Annotated in this window: 15 protein-coding genes; all 15 read right to left on the bottom strand. The window is 39.1% G+C overall.

Going from position 1 to position 17236, the window contains the following annotated elements; all coding sequences use genetic code 11:
• Position 1: 1 nt before the first annotated feature.
• The 15 genes from J4N22_RS02045 to J4N22_RS01975 all read right to left on the bottom strand — a co-directional run bounded on the left by J4N22_RS02045 (position 2) and on the right by J4N22_RS01975 (position 17234).
• Complete coding sequence (locus J4N22_RS02045; RefSeq protein WP_207492043.1) at positions 2 to 922, bottom strand: glycosyltransferase family 2 protein; 921 nt, start codon at positions 920 to 922, stop codon at positions 2 to 4.
• Positions 888 to 2039: an XrtY-associated glycosyltransferase XYAG1 gene (locus tag J4N22_RS02040; protein WP_207492042.1), complete on the bottom strand. Its 1152-nt coding sequence runs from the start codon at positions 2037 to 2039 to the stop codon at positions 888 to 890. Before J4N22_RS02040 ends, J4N22_RS02045 begins: the two co-directional genes overlap by 35 nt.
• A complete protein-coding gene (locus J4N22_RS02035; protein WP_207492041.1) occupies positions 2020 to 3438 on the bottom strand; it encodes an exosortase Y-associated Wzy-like protein in 1419 nt (472 codons plus the stop codon). Before J4N22_RS02035 ends, J4N22_RS02040 begins: the two co-directional genes overlap by 20 nt.
• Positions 3431 to 4585, bottom strand: a complete 1155-nt coding sequence (locus J4N22_RS02030; protein WP_207492040.1) for a glycosyltransferase family 4 protein — start codon at positions 4583 to 4585, stop codon at positions 3431 to 3433. Before J4N22_RS02030 ends, J4N22_RS02035 begins: the two co-directional genes overlap by 8 nt.
• Positions 4585 to 5871 carry a glycosyltransferase family protein gene (locus tag J4N22_RS02025; protein WP_207492039.1) on the bottom strand — a complete coding sequence of 429 codons (1287 nt, stop codon included), beginning with the start codon at positions 5869 to 5871 and terminating at the stop codon, positions 4585 to 4587. The genes J4N22_RS02030 and J4N22_RS02025 overlap by 1 nt, the downstream gene beginning before the upstream one ends.
• An 18-nt stretch (positions 5872 to 5889) precedes the next feature.
• On the bottom strand, positions 5890 to 7071 hold the full coding sequence (locus tag J4N22_RS02020; protein WP_207492038.1) for a glycosyltransferase family protein: 1182 nt from the start codon (positions 7069 to 7071) through the stop codon (positions 5890 to 5892).
• A 53-nt stretch (positions 7072 to 7124) separates the two neighbouring features.
• On the bottom strand, positions 7125 to 8369 hold the full coding sequence (locus J4N22_RS02015) for a glycosyltransferase family 4 protein (protein ID WP_207492037.1): 1245 nt from the start codon (positions 8367 to 8369) through the stop codon (positions 7125 to 7127).
• Positions 8370 to 8379: 10 nt separating this feature from the next.
• The gene (locus J4N22_RS02010; RefSeq protein ID WP_207492036.1) at positions 8380 to 9387 is read right to left on the bottom strand and encodes a glycosyltransferase; all 1008 of its coding nucleotides are present in this window, start codon (positions 9385 to 9387) and stop codon (positions 8380 to 8382) included.
• Positions 9388 to 10638: a glycosyltransferase gene (locus J4N22_RS02005; RefSeq protein WP_207492035.1), complete on the bottom strand. Its 1251-nt coding sequence runs from the start codon at positions 10636 to 10638 to the stop codon at positions 9388 to 9390.
• The gene (locus J4N22_RS02000) at positions 10635 to 11561 is read right to left on the bottom strand and encodes a glycosyltransferase (protein ID WP_207492034.1); all 927 of its coding nucleotides are present in this window, start codon (positions 11559 to 11561) and stop codon (positions 10635 to 10637) included. Before J4N22_RS02000 ends, J4N22_RS02005 begins: the two co-directional genes overlap by 4 nt.
• On the bottom strand, positions 11561 to 12502 hold the full coding sequence (locus tag J4N22_RS01995; protein WP_207492033.1) for a glycosyltransferase family A protein: 942 nt from the start codon (positions 12500 to 12502) through the stop codon (positions 11561 to 11563). The genes J4N22_RS02000 and J4N22_RS01995 overlap by 1 nt, the downstream gene beginning before the upstream one ends.
• On the bottom strand, positions 12495 to 13634 hold the full coding sequence (locus J4N22_RS01990) for a glycosyltransferase WbsX family protein (RefSeq protein ID WP_207492032.1): 1140 nt from the start codon (positions 13632 to 13634) through the stop codon (positions 12495 to 12497). The genes J4N22_RS01995 and J4N22_RS01990 overlap by 8 nt, the downstream gene beginning before the upstream one ends.
• Complete coding sequence (locus tag J4N22_RS20045) at positions 13616 to 14767, bottom strand: glycosyltransferase (protein ID WP_207492031.1); 1152 nt, start codon at positions 14765 to 14767, stop codon at positions 13616 to 13618. Before J4N22_RS20045 ends, J4N22_RS01990 begins: the two co-directional genes overlap by 19 nt.
• Positions 14768 to 14777: 10 nt before the next feature.
• Positions 14778 to 15809 (bottom strand): glycosyltransferase family 2 protein, encoded by a 1032-nt coding sequence (locus J4N22_RS01980; protein WP_207492030.1) that lies wholly within the window; start codon positions 15807 to 15809, stop codon positions 14778 to 14780.
• 126 nt (positions 15810 to 15935) lie between these two features.
• Positions 15936 to 17234 carry an ABC transporter ATP-binding protein gene (locus J4N22_RS01975; RefSeq protein ID WP_207492029.1) on the bottom strand — a complete coding sequence of 433 codons (1299 nt, stop codon included), beginning with the start codon at positions 17232 to 17234 and terminating at the stop codon, positions 15936 to 15938.
• Between the last annotated feature and the right edge of the window lie 2 nt (positions 17235 to 17236).

Genomic DNA, 17236 nt, shown 5'->3' with positions numbered 1-17236 from the left:
ATCAGTTTAGTTCAAGTTCCTTCTTTTTTTTCAATTCTTTCGCCGCCGCCATGCGTGCTTCATAAATTTTTGCATCAACCAAAAATCTGAACCAGAAACCTTGTAAGACGTGGAAGATCAAGCCTGGTTTCCCATCTCTAAACCCGCCCTTCAATATAAATCTATAAAAGAAATATACAAAGACGCGAAGAAAAATAGGATAGCTATAATACTTCATCCTCTGGTACCTTCTACGCTCCATTAGGTTACCTTTTTTATTGGGTTTAATGCGTTTATCTGCATCAACCATTAATTGCATTACATCACGGGCTTCAAGTGTCGCCCATTTATTGTGTCTAAAGGTAAACGTGTCTATTGAGTCTGTAATTATGTCAACAATGTCTCCATTTAATTTTTCAGTCTCACCATTAATGAGAAAGTGTTGGTCATACAGTTTGTCTTCACATTGGCCAAACCCCTTCTTAAAAACCACTCCATGATAAACCGGGTAATTACCTCCGTGACGTATGTAGCCATTCATAAACAAACCGATTCTCGATGCCATGAAACCTACGATTCCTGGTCTTATACCTGCTCTGAACTTGCCTGCTAATTCCGATTTGAACTCTTTTGTTAGCCTGTGATCAGCATCAATGTTCATTATCCAATCATACTTCAGATCTACATTATCAATGGCCCAGTTGCGTTGCTTTGAGTAGTTTTCAAAAGGATGGTGATAGATGTTGGATGTATAGCGTTCAACAAGCATTAGTGTATCATCTGTAGAGCCAGAATCCACTACTATTATATCATCGGTAAAATCTTTTACACTCTCAAGGCAATCAACAATGTTCTTTTCCTCGTTAAAAGTTAATATAATAACTGATACGGGTGTATGATAGGGTAAGCTATTGTTCACTTCCTGATTGAATTCGTTCTTCATAAAATCGTAAATATTTAGAAAGCAAGGCTCCTTTAGAAAAATCTCTTTCTATTGCTTTGGGAGCCTCTTCTCCTATTCGCCTGCGTGATTCCACATCTCTATAGATCAACTGGATCTTCGTCCTAATATCAACTGGATCTTGATCGCACAACCAGCCAAAGTTTTTAGCTACAACATAATCAGACAAACCAATATTAGCTGTCAGAAGCACTGGCGTACCTACAGAAAGGGTTTCTATAACTACATTAGCAAAGTTCTCTTCATAGGAAGGCAAAACCATCAAATCATAGTTTGCCAGTAACTGAAACTTCTGCGAACCATAAAAAGGTCCTTTGAAGTAAACTTTATCTTTTGCTGCTTCCGGCACCACCTTTTTTACTTCTTCCACATAACCTGGTTCACCCTCACCGTATATATCAAGTGTATATTTAAAATCTAAGTGTTCCAGCGCAGCAAGTAAAAACTCAAGCCCCTTCTTTTGTTCAATTCGCGAAAAGAAGATCAACTTAAACTCATCAGACGTATTTATCAGTCTTATGGTTTCACCAGGTTTAGGTAATTCTATAAAATTTGGTATTACATGCGTCTTTGCTTTGGGGAACAGACGTAAAATATCCTGCTCTTCTTTTTTCGAACTTACCTGGAAAATCGCCCGCTTCAACAGCCATTTACCCACCAGTTGATGAAACAGGCGCTTTGGCAGCGAGGTTCTATTAAAAAATGAGTAATTGCTAAGCGTTCCTCGTGGTGATAGAATAAATGTTCTCCTTTTCAACTTGCAAACAAAAGCAGCTCCGACCGAAACAAAATTCCACCACGCATGGATATGTACCAACTGATAATTCTTCAATTCATTATAAAGATGCTTATATAGAGCTGGTGTAAAATGCGAATGATCTTTTGTAAGCCGGTGGAAGTATATGACGTTCACAGAATTAACGTCCACTTTCTTCCCATTACTAACATCAAGATTACTTTCACCGTTTGCATTTGTTGTAACTACATCTAATGCAACTCCTGCTTCAGACAAATGTTCACACAATGTAGAAACAGATATAGTCGGTCCACCGTAAACATAAGCGGGTTTATAAGAGGCGTTAATCTGGAGTAATTTCATTTACGGGAACAAGAATTTGCATTCGTTTTAAAACATAATGAAGAAGTAGTACAAGGATAAAACCCCAGAAGATATTCGGGATCATAAACTCAAAGTTGTTTCCTCGCCACAAAGTGTGAAAGATACCATTGAAGACGACTACGCATCCAAACTTGTAGCCTCCAAATAAAAGCTCACTTTGATTATTTAGCCACTGACAAATAGCTCCAAGTATCAAGAAAAAGAAGGCGACACCAAAAGTTCCCAAGCTTAAATAAGCATCTACCACAGGACGGGTTTTAGCGGAAACCGCAGATGTTTCGTCAACCACTTCTGCTTTTAGAACCCGCTCCATTGACACTTCTTCCATATTTGGTTTTCCAGGCCAAAATGCCCTTGGTATTATTGCTAATACTGACTGCTGAACAATTTCTAAACCATAGTATCCAATGTTTTCAGGAGTTTTCTTAACAAATTGAGTGAACATTCCAATTTCCGAAAGTCGATCTGTCAAGAATTCCCAATTAGTTTCAGCTACTTTATCCCCTTCTAATATTTGCTGTATAGCAAGATCCCTCGCCTCCGCAGCTGATAAATTACCCGACCAGTTGCTTTCTCGCATTACAGTAGCATATGTTGGAAGCACATAGAATAACAGCACAAATAAAGGAACAGCAATTATGTTTATTAACCGCTTATAATATGGATAAGCTATACAACCTAATATGATGAAACAATTAAGAATGTTTTCTTTATAACCTGAAAGAGTGGCAGCAATGAAGAATAGGAAAAACAATCCTCCCCCAATAGAAGAAGTTCTTGTATCGCGACTTACTATGCCATCAATCAAAAGTGCAGCGGACAGAATAAGAGCCATCATTGTGAGACCAATTGAAAACTGATTGATGGCAGGAACAAATTTAGTGGCAATGGATGCCACATATATTCCGATACATAACTTGATTATCAAATTAGAGGGATCTCTTTTAACATTGAAATCGTCCTTGATCTTATCTTCAATCTTGTTATCTACCAATAATAAAATACCAACTACTAAGGCTATATGAGCCAACAGCGACAATCGTTGACACTTAGCTATGAGGAAAGTTTCAGAGTTGGGCTTGAATCCTTTTACTAATTGTTCAAAGTTGTAATACCCGCAATGATCTAGAAAATAAAAGATCGAAGTAAGGCACATGAAAGCCGCAAAAATGAAATGCAATAAAAAAATAGGACGCATCACTCTTTCAATTGATGAAACGCTGCCACTAAACTTTTCTTTTTCATGAACCCAACAAATCCAAAAGACATAGATGGAACCTAACCACGCAATGTAGTAAGATAATATAGCGTCCATTGAAAGTAACTCAGCTATGAGCCACGGAGCAATGAGCTTGAGTATAACAAAAATTTTATTCATGGTCTATTACACACGCTTCAATGGCCTCAACCTGTTTCTCAAAAGACCAATTTCTGATTAGTTCCTTTCCACGAACTTTCATTTTCATAAGCTTGATTCTATCTGCACATAGCTTCTCCATATTATCCTGAAGATCTGAAACAGAAGTTGGATCAAAGACATAACCATTTCCACCTTCTTCCACCAAATCTACTGCGCATCCAATTGTGCGGGACGCTAAAATAGCATTGCCGGCGGCCATAGCTTCATTCACTGCTAAACCCCATGTTTCATGTAGGGATGGCAGGCAAAATATATCAGCAGCCTGGTATATAACTGGAAGGTAGCTCTGGTTCTGAAATTCCAGAAAGTGAACATTGTGCCGGTTATTGCTGGTCTTTTTCAGTTCTTCCTCTAGTTCTCCATTTCCAACCAAAAGTAAATGACAACCAGCCACATTAGCTTTAATAAAGGCCTCAAGTAATATTGAAACATTCTTTATCTGCTGAAATTTACCTGCAAAAAGTATCACTATGGCTTCTTCCTCAATACCCAATTTCGATCTTAAAATTTTGGCTTCCTCTTCCCTTGGTGCCCCAAATCGGTTATTATCTGTAGAATGTGGAGCAAATACTAACCTTTGCTCATCTAGACCACAATATTTGAAGTATCTCTTATTCTGGCTGCCGACATACAAAGCGGTAGTTATGGAGCTGTACACCCACGAAAGAAAGCGCTGACGAAGAAAGCGTTTGATAGTGCTACCTCCTTCAAGTAAATTAGAATCACCTCTAAACATCAGGTGGCATTTACACCTAAAGTGTCTCATGATCTTTAGGTGACTGTGGTATGCCCAACCATATACTAATATTGCATCCGGAGAATACGTTTCTATAGCATCAATAATCTTTGGGTTTTTAATACCAAAAAAGCTATGAGATCCTGGATCTTTAGATGAATTGGCAACGAATTCATACTTATACCCATCCAGAAGTGGGATATCCCAATCTACAGCGCGCTTAAAGTCTGGATCAAATTTGGCTTTGGCTCCCTCCCCCCATGTATAAAAGACCTTTATATCTATCAAACCACGCTCGGCAAGTAACTGAAACACCGGCGCATAATACTGGATCGGGTGCGTAACAATAATAGCAAGCTTCTTCTTCATTATCTTGCTCCTCCTTCTGCTACTTTCTCCAACGCTTCAACCAGGATCCTGGTAACATTTCTTGCAGAAAATTCATCAAAGGCTTGAAGGTCTACCTGAGCGGAATCAAATGTCTTTATCAGCTCCAGGTATTGGCTAAGCTTGCTTGCAAACTGACTTCCGATGGTTGCAAGGTCATTTTCACCGGCGAAAGTTAATGCCAATCCTGAATTAGTTGCCTCTATAACTTTAGAAGCTGTACTATCCTGGTGAAGGACAGCCAATATTGGCTTTCCACTTAGAACTGATTGATAAACCTTGGAAGGAGTGTAATGAGCCTCTGTGCTGCCTAAAATGAACGCCCCATCGGCAGCTTCAAGATGTGCCAGCACATCCAGGTAAGGAATACGCTTTGGATATTCAAAGACCAAATCACCAAAAAGGCCAAACTTTTCTGCTATCGGCTTGATATTATAACCATTAGGATCATTAGGACTTTTGCCTGTACCAATAAAGTGAAATCTTACATTAGAGAAATCAGCTTGATGCAGCTTTAGTTGTTCAAGCACCTGCTCTAATGGACCGAACGCTTTGGGCAACATGGCTCCAGCATAAACCAAATCAATCTTACTACTCGATTTCTCAAAAAGATAAGGCTTTATCTTCTTCTCTTTTATATAAGCATGATCAGACCTTTCGCCCCCATAAGGCATGGCGGCTGTAACGCTTTGCTGCTTAAGATGTGGGTTTCTATCCAGAACCGCAGAATAATATCCAGGTGCAACTCCAGTAATAAGTGAAGCATTCTTTACAGCTATCGGCTCAAGCCAATCCGCCATTTTCATACTCCACCAATGCTTACTATACTTTATTTCAGTACCAGGCCATGTATTCACCCAAGGGTCAATATAATCAATGCCATATGGAACTTTTGTTCGGGCATAAACAAGACGACCTAAGAGCGCTGCAAAATGTGAAGGAATGGGTATATAGAGAAATTCGATTTGCTCTTTCTTGATGATTGAGACTATACGTTTGTACATCTGGTAAAAACCTCTTATTCCAATGTCACCTACCAAACGAACAGGTTTTACAGGTAATGCACCAACTTTCTCAACACGAAGATTGGTTGGTAAAGTCTCTGCCAAATAAGGATCTTTTTCTTCCTCGTAAAAGTCTGGATCAACAGTAACAATAATAGGCTCCCATCCAAATTGAGGTAGATGCTGTGCAAAAAGCCTACTTCTATGCACGGCTGCAAGGTTAGATGGAGGGAAATGTGGAGCTACAATAATAATTTTCTTCAAAGCCAATTTGGGTTGATATTATGCGCCTAGCACAGATGGCAATATCTGGGTTTCATAAATCGTAGTTTCTAACTCCCAGTTTAATTCATTTTGCCCCAGTGAGTAAGCATTTTTACGATGCGTAGATAAGATGCTTTTATCATGGCAATAGGTTGCGAGTGCATCTATAATTCCAGCTTTATCACCCCTCTTGTAGATAAACCCTAAATTAGGATGCTGATGGAGAAATAGCTGTTGAGCTTTCGTATCACTGGCAAGAATAGCTAACCCGCCTTGGATATACGTGAAGATCTTGTTAGTCAGGCAAAGGTCCCTGTTCAATGGAAATCCAGTTTCCGCGGCCAGCCCAACGTGGAAGTTTGTTGAAAACGGAAGTACCTCATCAGGCGAGATAGGAGGATAATAATGTATTCTTTCCCGCACCTTTTCAACAGCTAACCTATTGAAATAAGTTTCATCTTCAGAGCTAAGCGCTCCTAGAAGATGCATCTCAATATTTTTATCATGAAGTTCATTTAATGCCCCAATAACTTCTTCGAGTCCACGACCAGGACCAATGGTTTGACTGAACCAGAACAACTTCAATGGTTCTTCAGGACTGATTTCAGCAGGTGTAAATTCTAACCGGGGGAAAACATTAAGTACAGTGTCAATCTTGTTCTTGCGATACTGCTGGTAGTTATCAGCAATAAGAGGACTAGCTGCAATCATGTAAGTAAGTTCTGGAAGCAGGGCCTCTTCTACAGATTTTTTCAATACTACATCTGGATGAGTAGAGTCATTTGAAACCTCATGAGTGTGCAAATCTTCTGCATCAAACCCACATTTTGCACGATTGACCTTGGCGGCGGCAACTGCAACTGGCAAGGCGCCTAAGTTGTGCGCTATATATAAATCAGCTTTTACTTTGCTAGCCTGCTGTTTCTGCCAATGATAATTGCGGTTCAGTGACACAAAATGAGCAGAGCCTACTGTCCCTCTTTTTACAACTACTGCTTTAAATGCAATTTTCTGAAGCAAACCAGAAGCAAGTCTTCTTATACCAGAAGTTTTGGTTTTACCAGTCCAATCCAGAACAGAATAACTGAACCTATTGGCCTTTATGATCTTCTCATCCTCCTTTTGCAAGTACTCCAGGTATTGTGTAAAAACAAGGTGTACATGATACCCTTGTTGCTGAAAGTATTCAGCTTCCTTCACTAGCCTTGGATTGGATGAAATATGACCCGGCGTGATCAGGCAGATCTTCTTCATTATGCAGGTACCGCCGTTTTATGTTTGACTTCAGCAATTAGTCGTTTTCTGAAATCAAGCCATGAATAGGATGCTGCTTTATCGTAAGCAGCTTTACCCATTTCCAATAGTTTGTGCTTGTTTGACACACACCACTTAAGAGACTGGATGATAGCTTCTTTATCATTGTGATTAATCAGCAGGCCTTCTTTTTCATGTTCTATTATGTCTGGTCCACCAGAATTATAAGTTGTGATTACCGGCACTCCTCTAGACATCGCTTCAGAAATCACCATACCAAAACCATCCGCTAATGTTGGAAGAATGAATACATGTGCCTGTTTGTATTTATCCATTAATTCCACCCTTGGTATGTTCGGAAAGAACTTGATACTTTCAGGAAGACCTGCTTTTACAGAATTGGGTAAGCTATTCGAGCCAATCATCCATAACTCAGCTTCTGTACCTGGAATGTTAGCTTCCTGCCATGCCTGGTAAAGAATATGAATTCCCTTTCGCAGGTTCTGGGTACCTGCATTCATAAAAATAAGTTTCTCCACAGGTTTAGAAAAGTCAACAGTTGTGTCAACCTGTGGAAATCCGTAAGGTACAGTAACTATCTTTTCGGCTGAAACACCTGCACTTACAAGAGATCTTTTTGTAAAAGATGAATTGCAAATCACATAATCTGCCAGTTGTAATTCCTGGTCTCTTCGCTCGTTTCGCCTGTTCGCATTATCATCAAAAAGTAGAGTGGTAGCCTCGGACGCCAGTTCAGGATAAAGCCTTATCTGCTCATTAACAATATCGGTGAACATCTGGTGATGTTGACTTGGCTGTTCGTAAAGCGAAGTAATAGCTAGCTGTTTGGCGCGTTCCAAAATAGCAAGACCAGCATGTTCATATACGTGAACCAGATCAATATCAGCAGGCAGATTACGTGCAACCCACCTATCAAAAGAAAGCTCGCTCCATTCCCAAACTTTATCTGTAAGCACTGGATTTAATTTTCTTGCTGACACAACACGCATTAACTCCCTCAATGGTTTTGAGCGGATAAATTCTATTGGTAGTTCTGCTATAGATCTTCTACCAAATTCCCTTTTCAACTGGGGGAAGACACCACCTAATGTCCTGGTAAGAGGATTTTGCGGATGGTCGAAGAATGTTGTATAAAAAGCACGGAGCATATCATGATCGTGATATGCAAGAACGCTTTCTTTTATATAAGCAGCTATATTAGGATTGGCAACAAGACATTTCATAATAACTGTATTAACTCTGATAGACGGATAGATAAGCGTCTGTGATAATTTTTGACGAAAATCTTTTTTCGGCATCTTCCCTTACAGAGCTTCGGGAAATATTTTTTACTTGTGATACGGCATGAACCATGTCATCAATAGAAGAACAACGATAACCATTAACTCCATCTAAAACCACCTCGGGAACAGATCCTCTGCTAAATCCAATAACAGGAGTACCGCATGCAAGGGCTTCAGCCATTACAATACCGAATGGTTCATTCCATAATATTGGCATAAGGAATGCGGATGCCTTACCAAGCATTCTGTTTTTCTGCTCATCATTAACAGGACCTATGTAAGTGATTTGCTTGTCATCGATGTGCGGCTGAACTTGTTCATTAAAATAATGCTGGGCCTCTGGTGGAATATTACCGGCAATTACTAACTTTTTTCCTGCCTTCTTTGCCACCTCAATGGCTATATGTGCGCCTTTGATTTGCTCAAGGCGACCAAGAAATACTAACGGAGCATCGTTGGCAACCTCGTAAATGGGAGTATAAAAATCTGTATCAACGAAATTATGTACACAATAGCTGGGCGCAAAAGGTCTTATCTGCTTTGCTATGTAATCGCTACATCCTGTAAATAATAAACTGTGTTTACGAGAAAGCTTTGTAGCAAGTTTTATTTGCGAAATTGTGGGCTCCCTCTGATAGCTCATCACTTTCCTTACTCTCGTGGGCAAAACCATAGAAAGATAAGCAAGCCTTCCAAAGCTATGCACCACATCATACTTTTCTTTAAAAACGTATCTGGTTATTAAAACCCCATTTTTCAGTACCGCACTTTTTGACTGGTCTGTACCTGTGTACTTCACCAACCTACATGGAACATTAGATTCTCGATGAGCAAATAATGTTACCTCATGACCCAGTGTTACTAACTCTTTACACAGTTGGTGTATGATGCGTTCTATACCTCCATATAATTTTGGTGGAACAGGGATTTCAGGATCGGCAGTTATAGCAATCTTCATCTAAGCTTCTTGTAACAGTTTTTGATATAAGGCTGTCATTTCTTTTCCGATTTCATTAGAAGAACGCACTTGGTAATTTTCCATAAAAGATGAAATCTCCTGGACACTACCTGCAGCATCTTTAAGTGTAGCAACCAATGATTCAACATTTGGCTGAAAGAGAAACCCACTTTTACCATGCTGTACCAATTCTTTAATACCTCCAAGATCGGTTCCTATAACAGGTAGTTGGTTTGCTAATGCCTCGTAAACCACAAATGGTCCAGTTTCTAGCCAAAGCGATGGAACAACCAGGTAAGTAAGGGACTGGTAAAATGCAGGTAGTTTCTCAGCGGGTAAACTTTCTACCCAAGTTGATCCTGGAAAACTCTTGACCTTATTTTTTAATTTATTATAATAATCTTCGTGCTCACCAAGCTGTGGTATAGCTGCCACATGCAGCTCAATGTTTTTATGATCCAGCTGTTCAATTGCCTCTACAAGCAGATCTAAACCTTTGATAGGCTCAATTCTACCTACAAATCCTAGCTTCAATGTATTTGTGGAACCCGCTCTTTTCAACCCTATGGGTAACTCAGCCCCTTGCCTGCAAACAACCAACTTTTCCTTCTTAAAGCCATTGTTTAAAAACATTCTTTCCTGCCATTTGGAAACAGGAACTACAGCATGTGCATATTTATTAAATACAGAAAATTCCTGTAACCTGATTTTGACACTACTTGAAGGATGAAGTATGTTATATGCAGCATGCTTTAAAAAATCTATTTTCCCTGCAGATTTCTTACCTGCAAGGCAGGTACCGCATTTAACCATATTTACATACCCATCACACATTCTCTTCCCTCTATACAGCAAGTCGCCCCGAAGGCAAATATGACTTGGAATATGTGTTGTAAAGACTACTTTATAACCAGCCTTCCGAGCCCATTGTATATGGAAAAGATTGATGTTAGATGTTAGAGTATGAAAATGAACAACTGAAGGATTAAACTGCTTTAAACGTTCAAGGAAAACTTCTTTATTGTCAGGTGGCACCCTGCCTTTAAAAACATTCTTATCTGTACCCTGGTATTCTTTGATGTAGGTAATATTGATACCATTGTAGCTTCCTGCTTCTTTTTCATTATCTATAGAAAGCACCTGTACCTCCCAACCTGCAGTTAATAAATAAGACGCAAGTAAATAAACATATTTCTCTGTTCCTCCCTTTGATTTGGGATAGAAATAATCAGTTACAAGAGTTACTTTCATCTATTCAATCTCCTCTTTAACCGAGCGAAATGTTCAGCTTTTTTATATCCTACTGTTTTAGATAAGATACGTAAGGGGCCGCTCGTATGGGGAACATACTTCGGCTGTATCTTTAGTAAGACATCAATAGCCTCAGAAAATTTTTTGTAATCGAGAAGAGAAAACTCTGTAATGCAGAAACGAATTGCATCGACTACCGCAGCTAATTTTTTCTTATCATCTTTCCAAATCTTACTCATATCAACTGCATTCAGAAAACTACAGTTTATAAACTGCAACCTGCTCCTCTGCGATAGCGATTGCGCCTGGTTTACGCGATATAATGCTACAACCTTTGAGACACCAAAAAACTTACCTCCTACCAGGTAAGCGTCCAAAAGGAATCTTGCATCTTCCACTACGGGCAACCATGTTTTGAATCCGCCTACTTTTTCTACTATTCGTTTAGAATACAAAAGTGCAGCAGGAGGACACCAAAAATTGGATTTGAAGATATCTATTTCAGGTTCTTTGGAAAGTTGGGGCTTACTTGTGGCTACAATTTTTAGATCACCTCCTACTTCTTCAAAACGATCGAAAAAACCATAAGCAACGTCCGCATTATTAGCTTCCAAAAGAGATACTTGTTCCTCTATTTTTCCCTTGCAAAGAAGATCATCGCTATCAAGAAACTGTATATATTTTCCCGTCGCTACCTCTATACCTGTATTTCTTGCATTACTTACCCCACCATTTGGAATCTGTATTACAGTATAGTCGCTATATCTCCTTAAAACGTCTGCGGTATTATCTGTAGAGCCATCATTTACTATAATGACCTCAATATCCTTTTGCGGATAGGTTTGTGCTTCTACGGAAGCAAGCGTCTTCTCTATAAACTCCGCGCAGTTATAAGCCGGTATGATAACTGAAACTTTTGGCATTATCCTCTGTTAAGAAGTTTATTAATTTGGTGAAAGGCATACAAGCCTCTAAACCCTTTCAGGTAATAAATAAACCAGTAGATAGGAGTTCGCAGAAACCCATTCTGGTTTTTAATGGCCTTCCAGTTCACAGGGTGGAAATTATTTCGAACTGTTGCTTTATCAACTCCTTTGCGTAGCGCCAAATGATTGTATGCTACCAGCTCCCGGTCAATCACAAGTTCAACCTCGTTATTCAGCATTCCGTTTTCTTGCAGTTGCTGTTTGCACTGTAAAAGAAATAAAGCTGTATTTACAGGATTAAAATGATCGTATTTTATTGTAATCCGTTCGGCACTAACATGCTGACGGATACTTGTTACTATTGGTCCAATAAATTTAACTCGTGCCCCTGTTCGGATGATGTCAAAGAAGAATTTGGTGACTTCCCAAACCTTCATCTTTTCATCCCATTGTTTTTCAATTTGGCTCCTTCTTATCAGAACGGTTGATATAGTAGGCTTATACTTGAAGAAAGCTGTTAGCGGGTGAAGAGAAGTATCATAACTGACTTCACTTATTATGTTGTCTCTTTGGTTTAAAAAGTTGCTCCACCCTCCAAAGACCATATCACAATTCACAGCCTCTTTTACAAGAAGTGTAATAACTCCCGGCAATAAAATATCATCTGCATCCAGGAAGATTACAAAATCACCTTTGCAGTTTTTTAAAGCTGTATTACGAGCAGCAGAGGCTCCAGCGTTTTGTTGCTTTACTAAAAGAATACCATCTGAAACAAATCCTGCGGCAATTGAGGAGCTATTGTCGCTGGAACCATCATCCACAAGAATGATTTCTACATATGGATAATCTTGTTTAATAACACTCTCTATAGCTTCGCTTAAGTAAGCGGCGCTATTGTAAAAAGGTATAATTACTGAAACAAGGGATTTATCAGGCATCAATTTCTGCTGTAGAAGGTTTAGCTGGCTTCGTTTGCTTTCTGTTCTTGATTCGTTTGAATACTTCAAGATATTTATGCCCGGTGAGAATGTCTGGCTCAAGATAATTTCCCTCTGCCCATTCATTCCACGACTTGATGAAAATGAGATTTTCTTTCTGTTTTGTTTTTTCGAGAAAATCAATGCTCTTTTCTACCTGGGTTGCCAGGAGTTCAGGAGATGAATGAGTCAGCACAACACCTCTTTTTCCACTACGTGGTGTGTTATCCCAATTAGGTACTACTACTGGGTAAGTGTCACCTGTCGACTGCACATAATCCATGTGTTCTACAAGTTCGCGATGATCTACTACCTTGAGCCCTGTATGCAGATCTTTTTTGAAGTACTTCAGTAGCCGGGCTTTCACTTTTTTAATAAAACTGTTATAGTACTTGAGGTATACCAACGACTTATTAAAAGCATGTGACACTTTACCATCAAATCCATTGGCAGCTACATCCCAATTATCATCCGTAAGGTTTGAAGCCATCAGGTATACTCCAGGCAATCCAGCAGCAATTGCGGCTGCTTTTATCTCCTTCGAAAATTGTTTAGGATCGGGTAAACCTGTAACGTCATATACCATAAACAGCGGCTTACCATCAACAGTAATGTACCTGGGATCTCTAAAAGCTTTAATAAGGTATTCAAAGTGAGCTGCAGTATCTTCTTTACCAGGATATTCCTGCTTCATCAAAATTTGATCAGCTGCACCAAACCATATACCAGACCACGTTTGATTAGCCCAGCATAAGCAGAAAGGGAAATCAGGTTCTCCTAAATCAAGTATCTCATCAAGAGGACGTTCTAGTAAACGCTTACCGTTTCCAAACCAGTAGTGATAATATACAAAACCATCAACACCATTTTCTTTAGCAAGCTCTGCTTGCGCTGCACGAGACTCTGCCAGTCTCAGATCGTAAAATCCAAGATCTGCCGGAACTCTTGGTTGAACGTGATTTTTGAAGAGTGGTTTAGCTTTCGCCACGTTTGTCCATTCAGTAAAACCTTTACCCCACCACTTATCATTCTCCGGTATCGGGTGATATTGGGGGAGGTAAAATGCGAGAGTTCTTATATTGTTTCCTGACATGCGTCTTCCTTTTTAGGTGCCATGCTATGCTGGCCATTCATGAGGTTAAGCAAAAACTTGCTTAACTTTTTTTCTCCGATAATGATGTCATATTGGCTTACTTCTTTCTGTGCTAGCACTCCTTTTTCTTTCGCGTTTGCTCGATCATTCATCACTTCAAGTAGAGTAGCAGCAGCACGATTAACATCTAAATATGGAACAACCCATCCATTATTTTCATTAACAAATTCAATCATTCCACCTGCTTTATCAAAGCACATAATGGGTAACCCTAATGCCGCTGCCTCAAGACAAACAAGTGGGAATGGATCCTCACGTGACGTCAGAAAAAACAAATCGCAAGAGCGGATATAATCATGTGGATTAGTACAGGTCTCTATTAATTCAAATACGTCCGTTAGCCCCATTCTTTCCAGGTCAAATTTTGCACGCTCATATTCAATGGTCCCTTTTTCTCCTCCTATCCACAAAAACTTGAAAGAAGTGTTTGCTTTGTGTTTAAGAACTAAGGCAACCTGCATCATGATATCTATTCCTTTTCTCCAATCTAAGGTGCCGGAGCCACACACGGTAAAGACGTCATGTTTTGGTGCAATAGCTGCATCAGCGGGAACTGGTATGTACTCGTAATGTACTGTTACTTTGGAGGCTGGTATTTTGTAATTCTTAACCAGGTTGTCTTTTACAGCATATGACGCAGCTAAAAAATGGTCGATGTAAGGGATAGCATCCCGAAACCTTTCCTGCCCAACAAAATGCTTAATGGCATATTCTAATTCATGGACATGACATACAGTTTTGGCTCCTTGCAACAGCTTCATCTCTTTCAGGAAACTGCATGTAACCGCAGTGTTTCCAAACGCTAGCTGGTATCGTTTCGTGAGTTTTTCAACTGCCTTCTGTTCACCAGATATTGTCTTCAGAAACTTGTTCCGGATTCTCTCTACAACTCCAGGAACTTCCAATTTGTAAGTAGCAGACAAGCCTTCAAACTCGGATCTTAAAGCTCCATCCCGCAGCAAAAAGCAGTCAAAGTCAAAGTAGCCATTCATCCTGAACTGCTTTAAGTGATGCAACAGGACGATAGGCGCACCCGTACGTGCAGCATCATGAGAAATCATTAGTAACCTCACTAATATATTTTTAAAGTCTAAGATCAGTTTTTAATGCCTCGTAGCGATTATAAATAGGAATTCTATGTATGTTTTTGTTCCTCATCAGCTTTCTCAAGATATTTCTTATTACCTTAAGTTGAAGTAGTTGCAATAGAACTACATTGCTCATTATAAAAAATAAGAATTTAAAAGTGCTGCCACCATTGGCCCAGTACAGGAACGTATGATCTCGAAGAAAATCAGAAACAACTAAATGTATATTTGCTTCTCGCGAATTAACCACATAACGAACTACCTCTTTGGGAGGTAAATGATAATATGGATGTACTTCTTGTATTTTTTTAAAAAGGTTTCTCCTATCGCTTTCATTTCTGATTTGCAGCACCAAGTCTGATACGCCTTTGTTCAGGTTAACAATATTCCAATGGCTACCTGTAGTCGGCGCTTGATAATGGACAATGCTATTGTTACTATAAACTATTTCTGCATTTTCATTTCCTGTTAAATAATCAAATAAAATTGCTAAATGCGGGGCAATGGTAGTAGAGAAATAATATCCAGCTTTTATGCTACTTTTTAGTTCACTTGCCTTATATATCGATGTAGATATTAGAAGTAAATTTGAAAAGCTACGCAAGCTGCTGACAAGTTGTGAGATGCCAACACAAGTTTCATATCTATTTGGAAAGGGTTCGGAACGGCTCAACTCAGAAAAGAAATTGATAAAAACTGCCTTATTATTAGCTTGTATGGTGTCAAGAATAATTTCTACAGCATTATCCAGCGGAATGTCATCATCACTTAATATCCATAGCCAGTCCGTTTCACAGTATTCAAAACAGCGTAAAAAGTTTCCGCTAAGTCCAACATTGACGCTGCTAGTAAAGATTTCGAGACTATCAAAACCTTTGACGTTCTCAGCAACTGGAGGGGCAGATGCATTATCAAAGATTTTGACACAGACATTATCTCCTATCTGACTTTGAAGTTTACTAAGTGCCCTTTTAACTTTATCAAGCCGATTATAAGTTGGTATTGCTATAGTAAGAGTAGGTTTCAATTAATTGTTTGATGATTTTTGTGACCTTCGCTGCAGTTAATCTTATTTTAAGTGTCCTTCAAAATAGAACTCGTCAGTATTAGCCCTTGATAATTTTTCATATTTTAGCTAATATAAAAGTTTCATTTACATTTCAAAAAGTTCAAGACTTTCAAAGTTAATTTTCCCCCATTGTGACATCCACAAAGGAATCATCTCTTGTCGTTCTCGATCCCTAAATGCAACTTCGAAGTACAAAGGCTTATGTATATGATCGAAATCACGAATCCCGCTAGAGTCATTACCTATCCCTAAAGAAAAATCAATATAATACTGCCCTTTAGCAAGCTGATGATTGTTCAACTGTAACAGCACCTCTTTTGTTTCACCTGATCGAATATTTAATATATCTTCGGAGAATACGCAGCCGACGCAAGTATCATCAGTTGAATAAACACCCATTGCAGCTCTGAAAGAATTCACTTCCTTATGACCTTTCATAGTAACTTTAACTTTGATAGGATCATATTTCGAGATACAGTTGCCTCTTTGCATGAATAATAGCTCTACGGCTATAAATTCAACATCCTTAGAATGATCATGTATACGGTGACTAGCATCTATGATAACTTTATTAATAGTATTAAAACCTTTGAAATTATCAAGATAAAATTCCACAACATGATCAATAGAGCCGTGTGAAACTATACTTCCATTTTTCAACAGGATGCCTGTATTACAAAGATTTTTTATTGAAGCCATATTATGACTCACAAACAAAACAGTGCGCCCTTCTCCTTTACTAACTTCATTCATCTTTCCAAGACATTTTTTTTGAAAATCCGCATCGCCAACTGCTAGTACTTCATCCACTATTAAAATTTCAGATTCAAGATGTGCTGCTACTGCAAATGCAAGGCGTACATACATACCAGAGGAATAGCGTTTTACCGGAGTATCAATATATCTCTCTACACCAGAAAAATCAACGATCTCGTCGAATTTCCGTTGTATCTCTTTTTTGCGCATTCCAAGAATAGCTCCATTCAGGTAGATATTTTCCCGACCGGTAAGTTCCGGATGAAAACCGGTACCGACTTCTAGTAAGCTAGCTATTCTACCTCGTCCTGAAATTTTTCCGGTGGTTGGACTTGTGACACGACTAAGCAATTTTAGCAATGTACTTTTACCTGCACCATTTCTTCCAATGATACCCACTGCATCACCTTGCTCAATTTCAAAATTGATGTCTTTCAAGCTCCATACAATATTGCTGGTGCCTTTTGTAGTTCTATCATTCGCCTCCCCAAGTTTTAGAAATGGGTCTTCTTTACCTCTCAGTTTTGCTACCCAGCGCTCAAGGTCTCTTGATAAAGTACCAGTACCAATTTCTCCAAGCTGGTAAGCCTTTGAAATGTTCTCAGCTTTGATTGCTATTTTACTCATTC

This window comes from Aridibaculum aurantiacum (assembly GCF_017355875.1).
GTDB lineage: Bacteria > Bacteroidota > Bacteroidia > Chitinophagales > Chitinophagaceae > Segetibacter > Segetibacter aurantiacus.
Note: the sequence above shows the minus strand (reverse complement) of the source record. Positions and strands in the feature narration are given on the sequence as shown.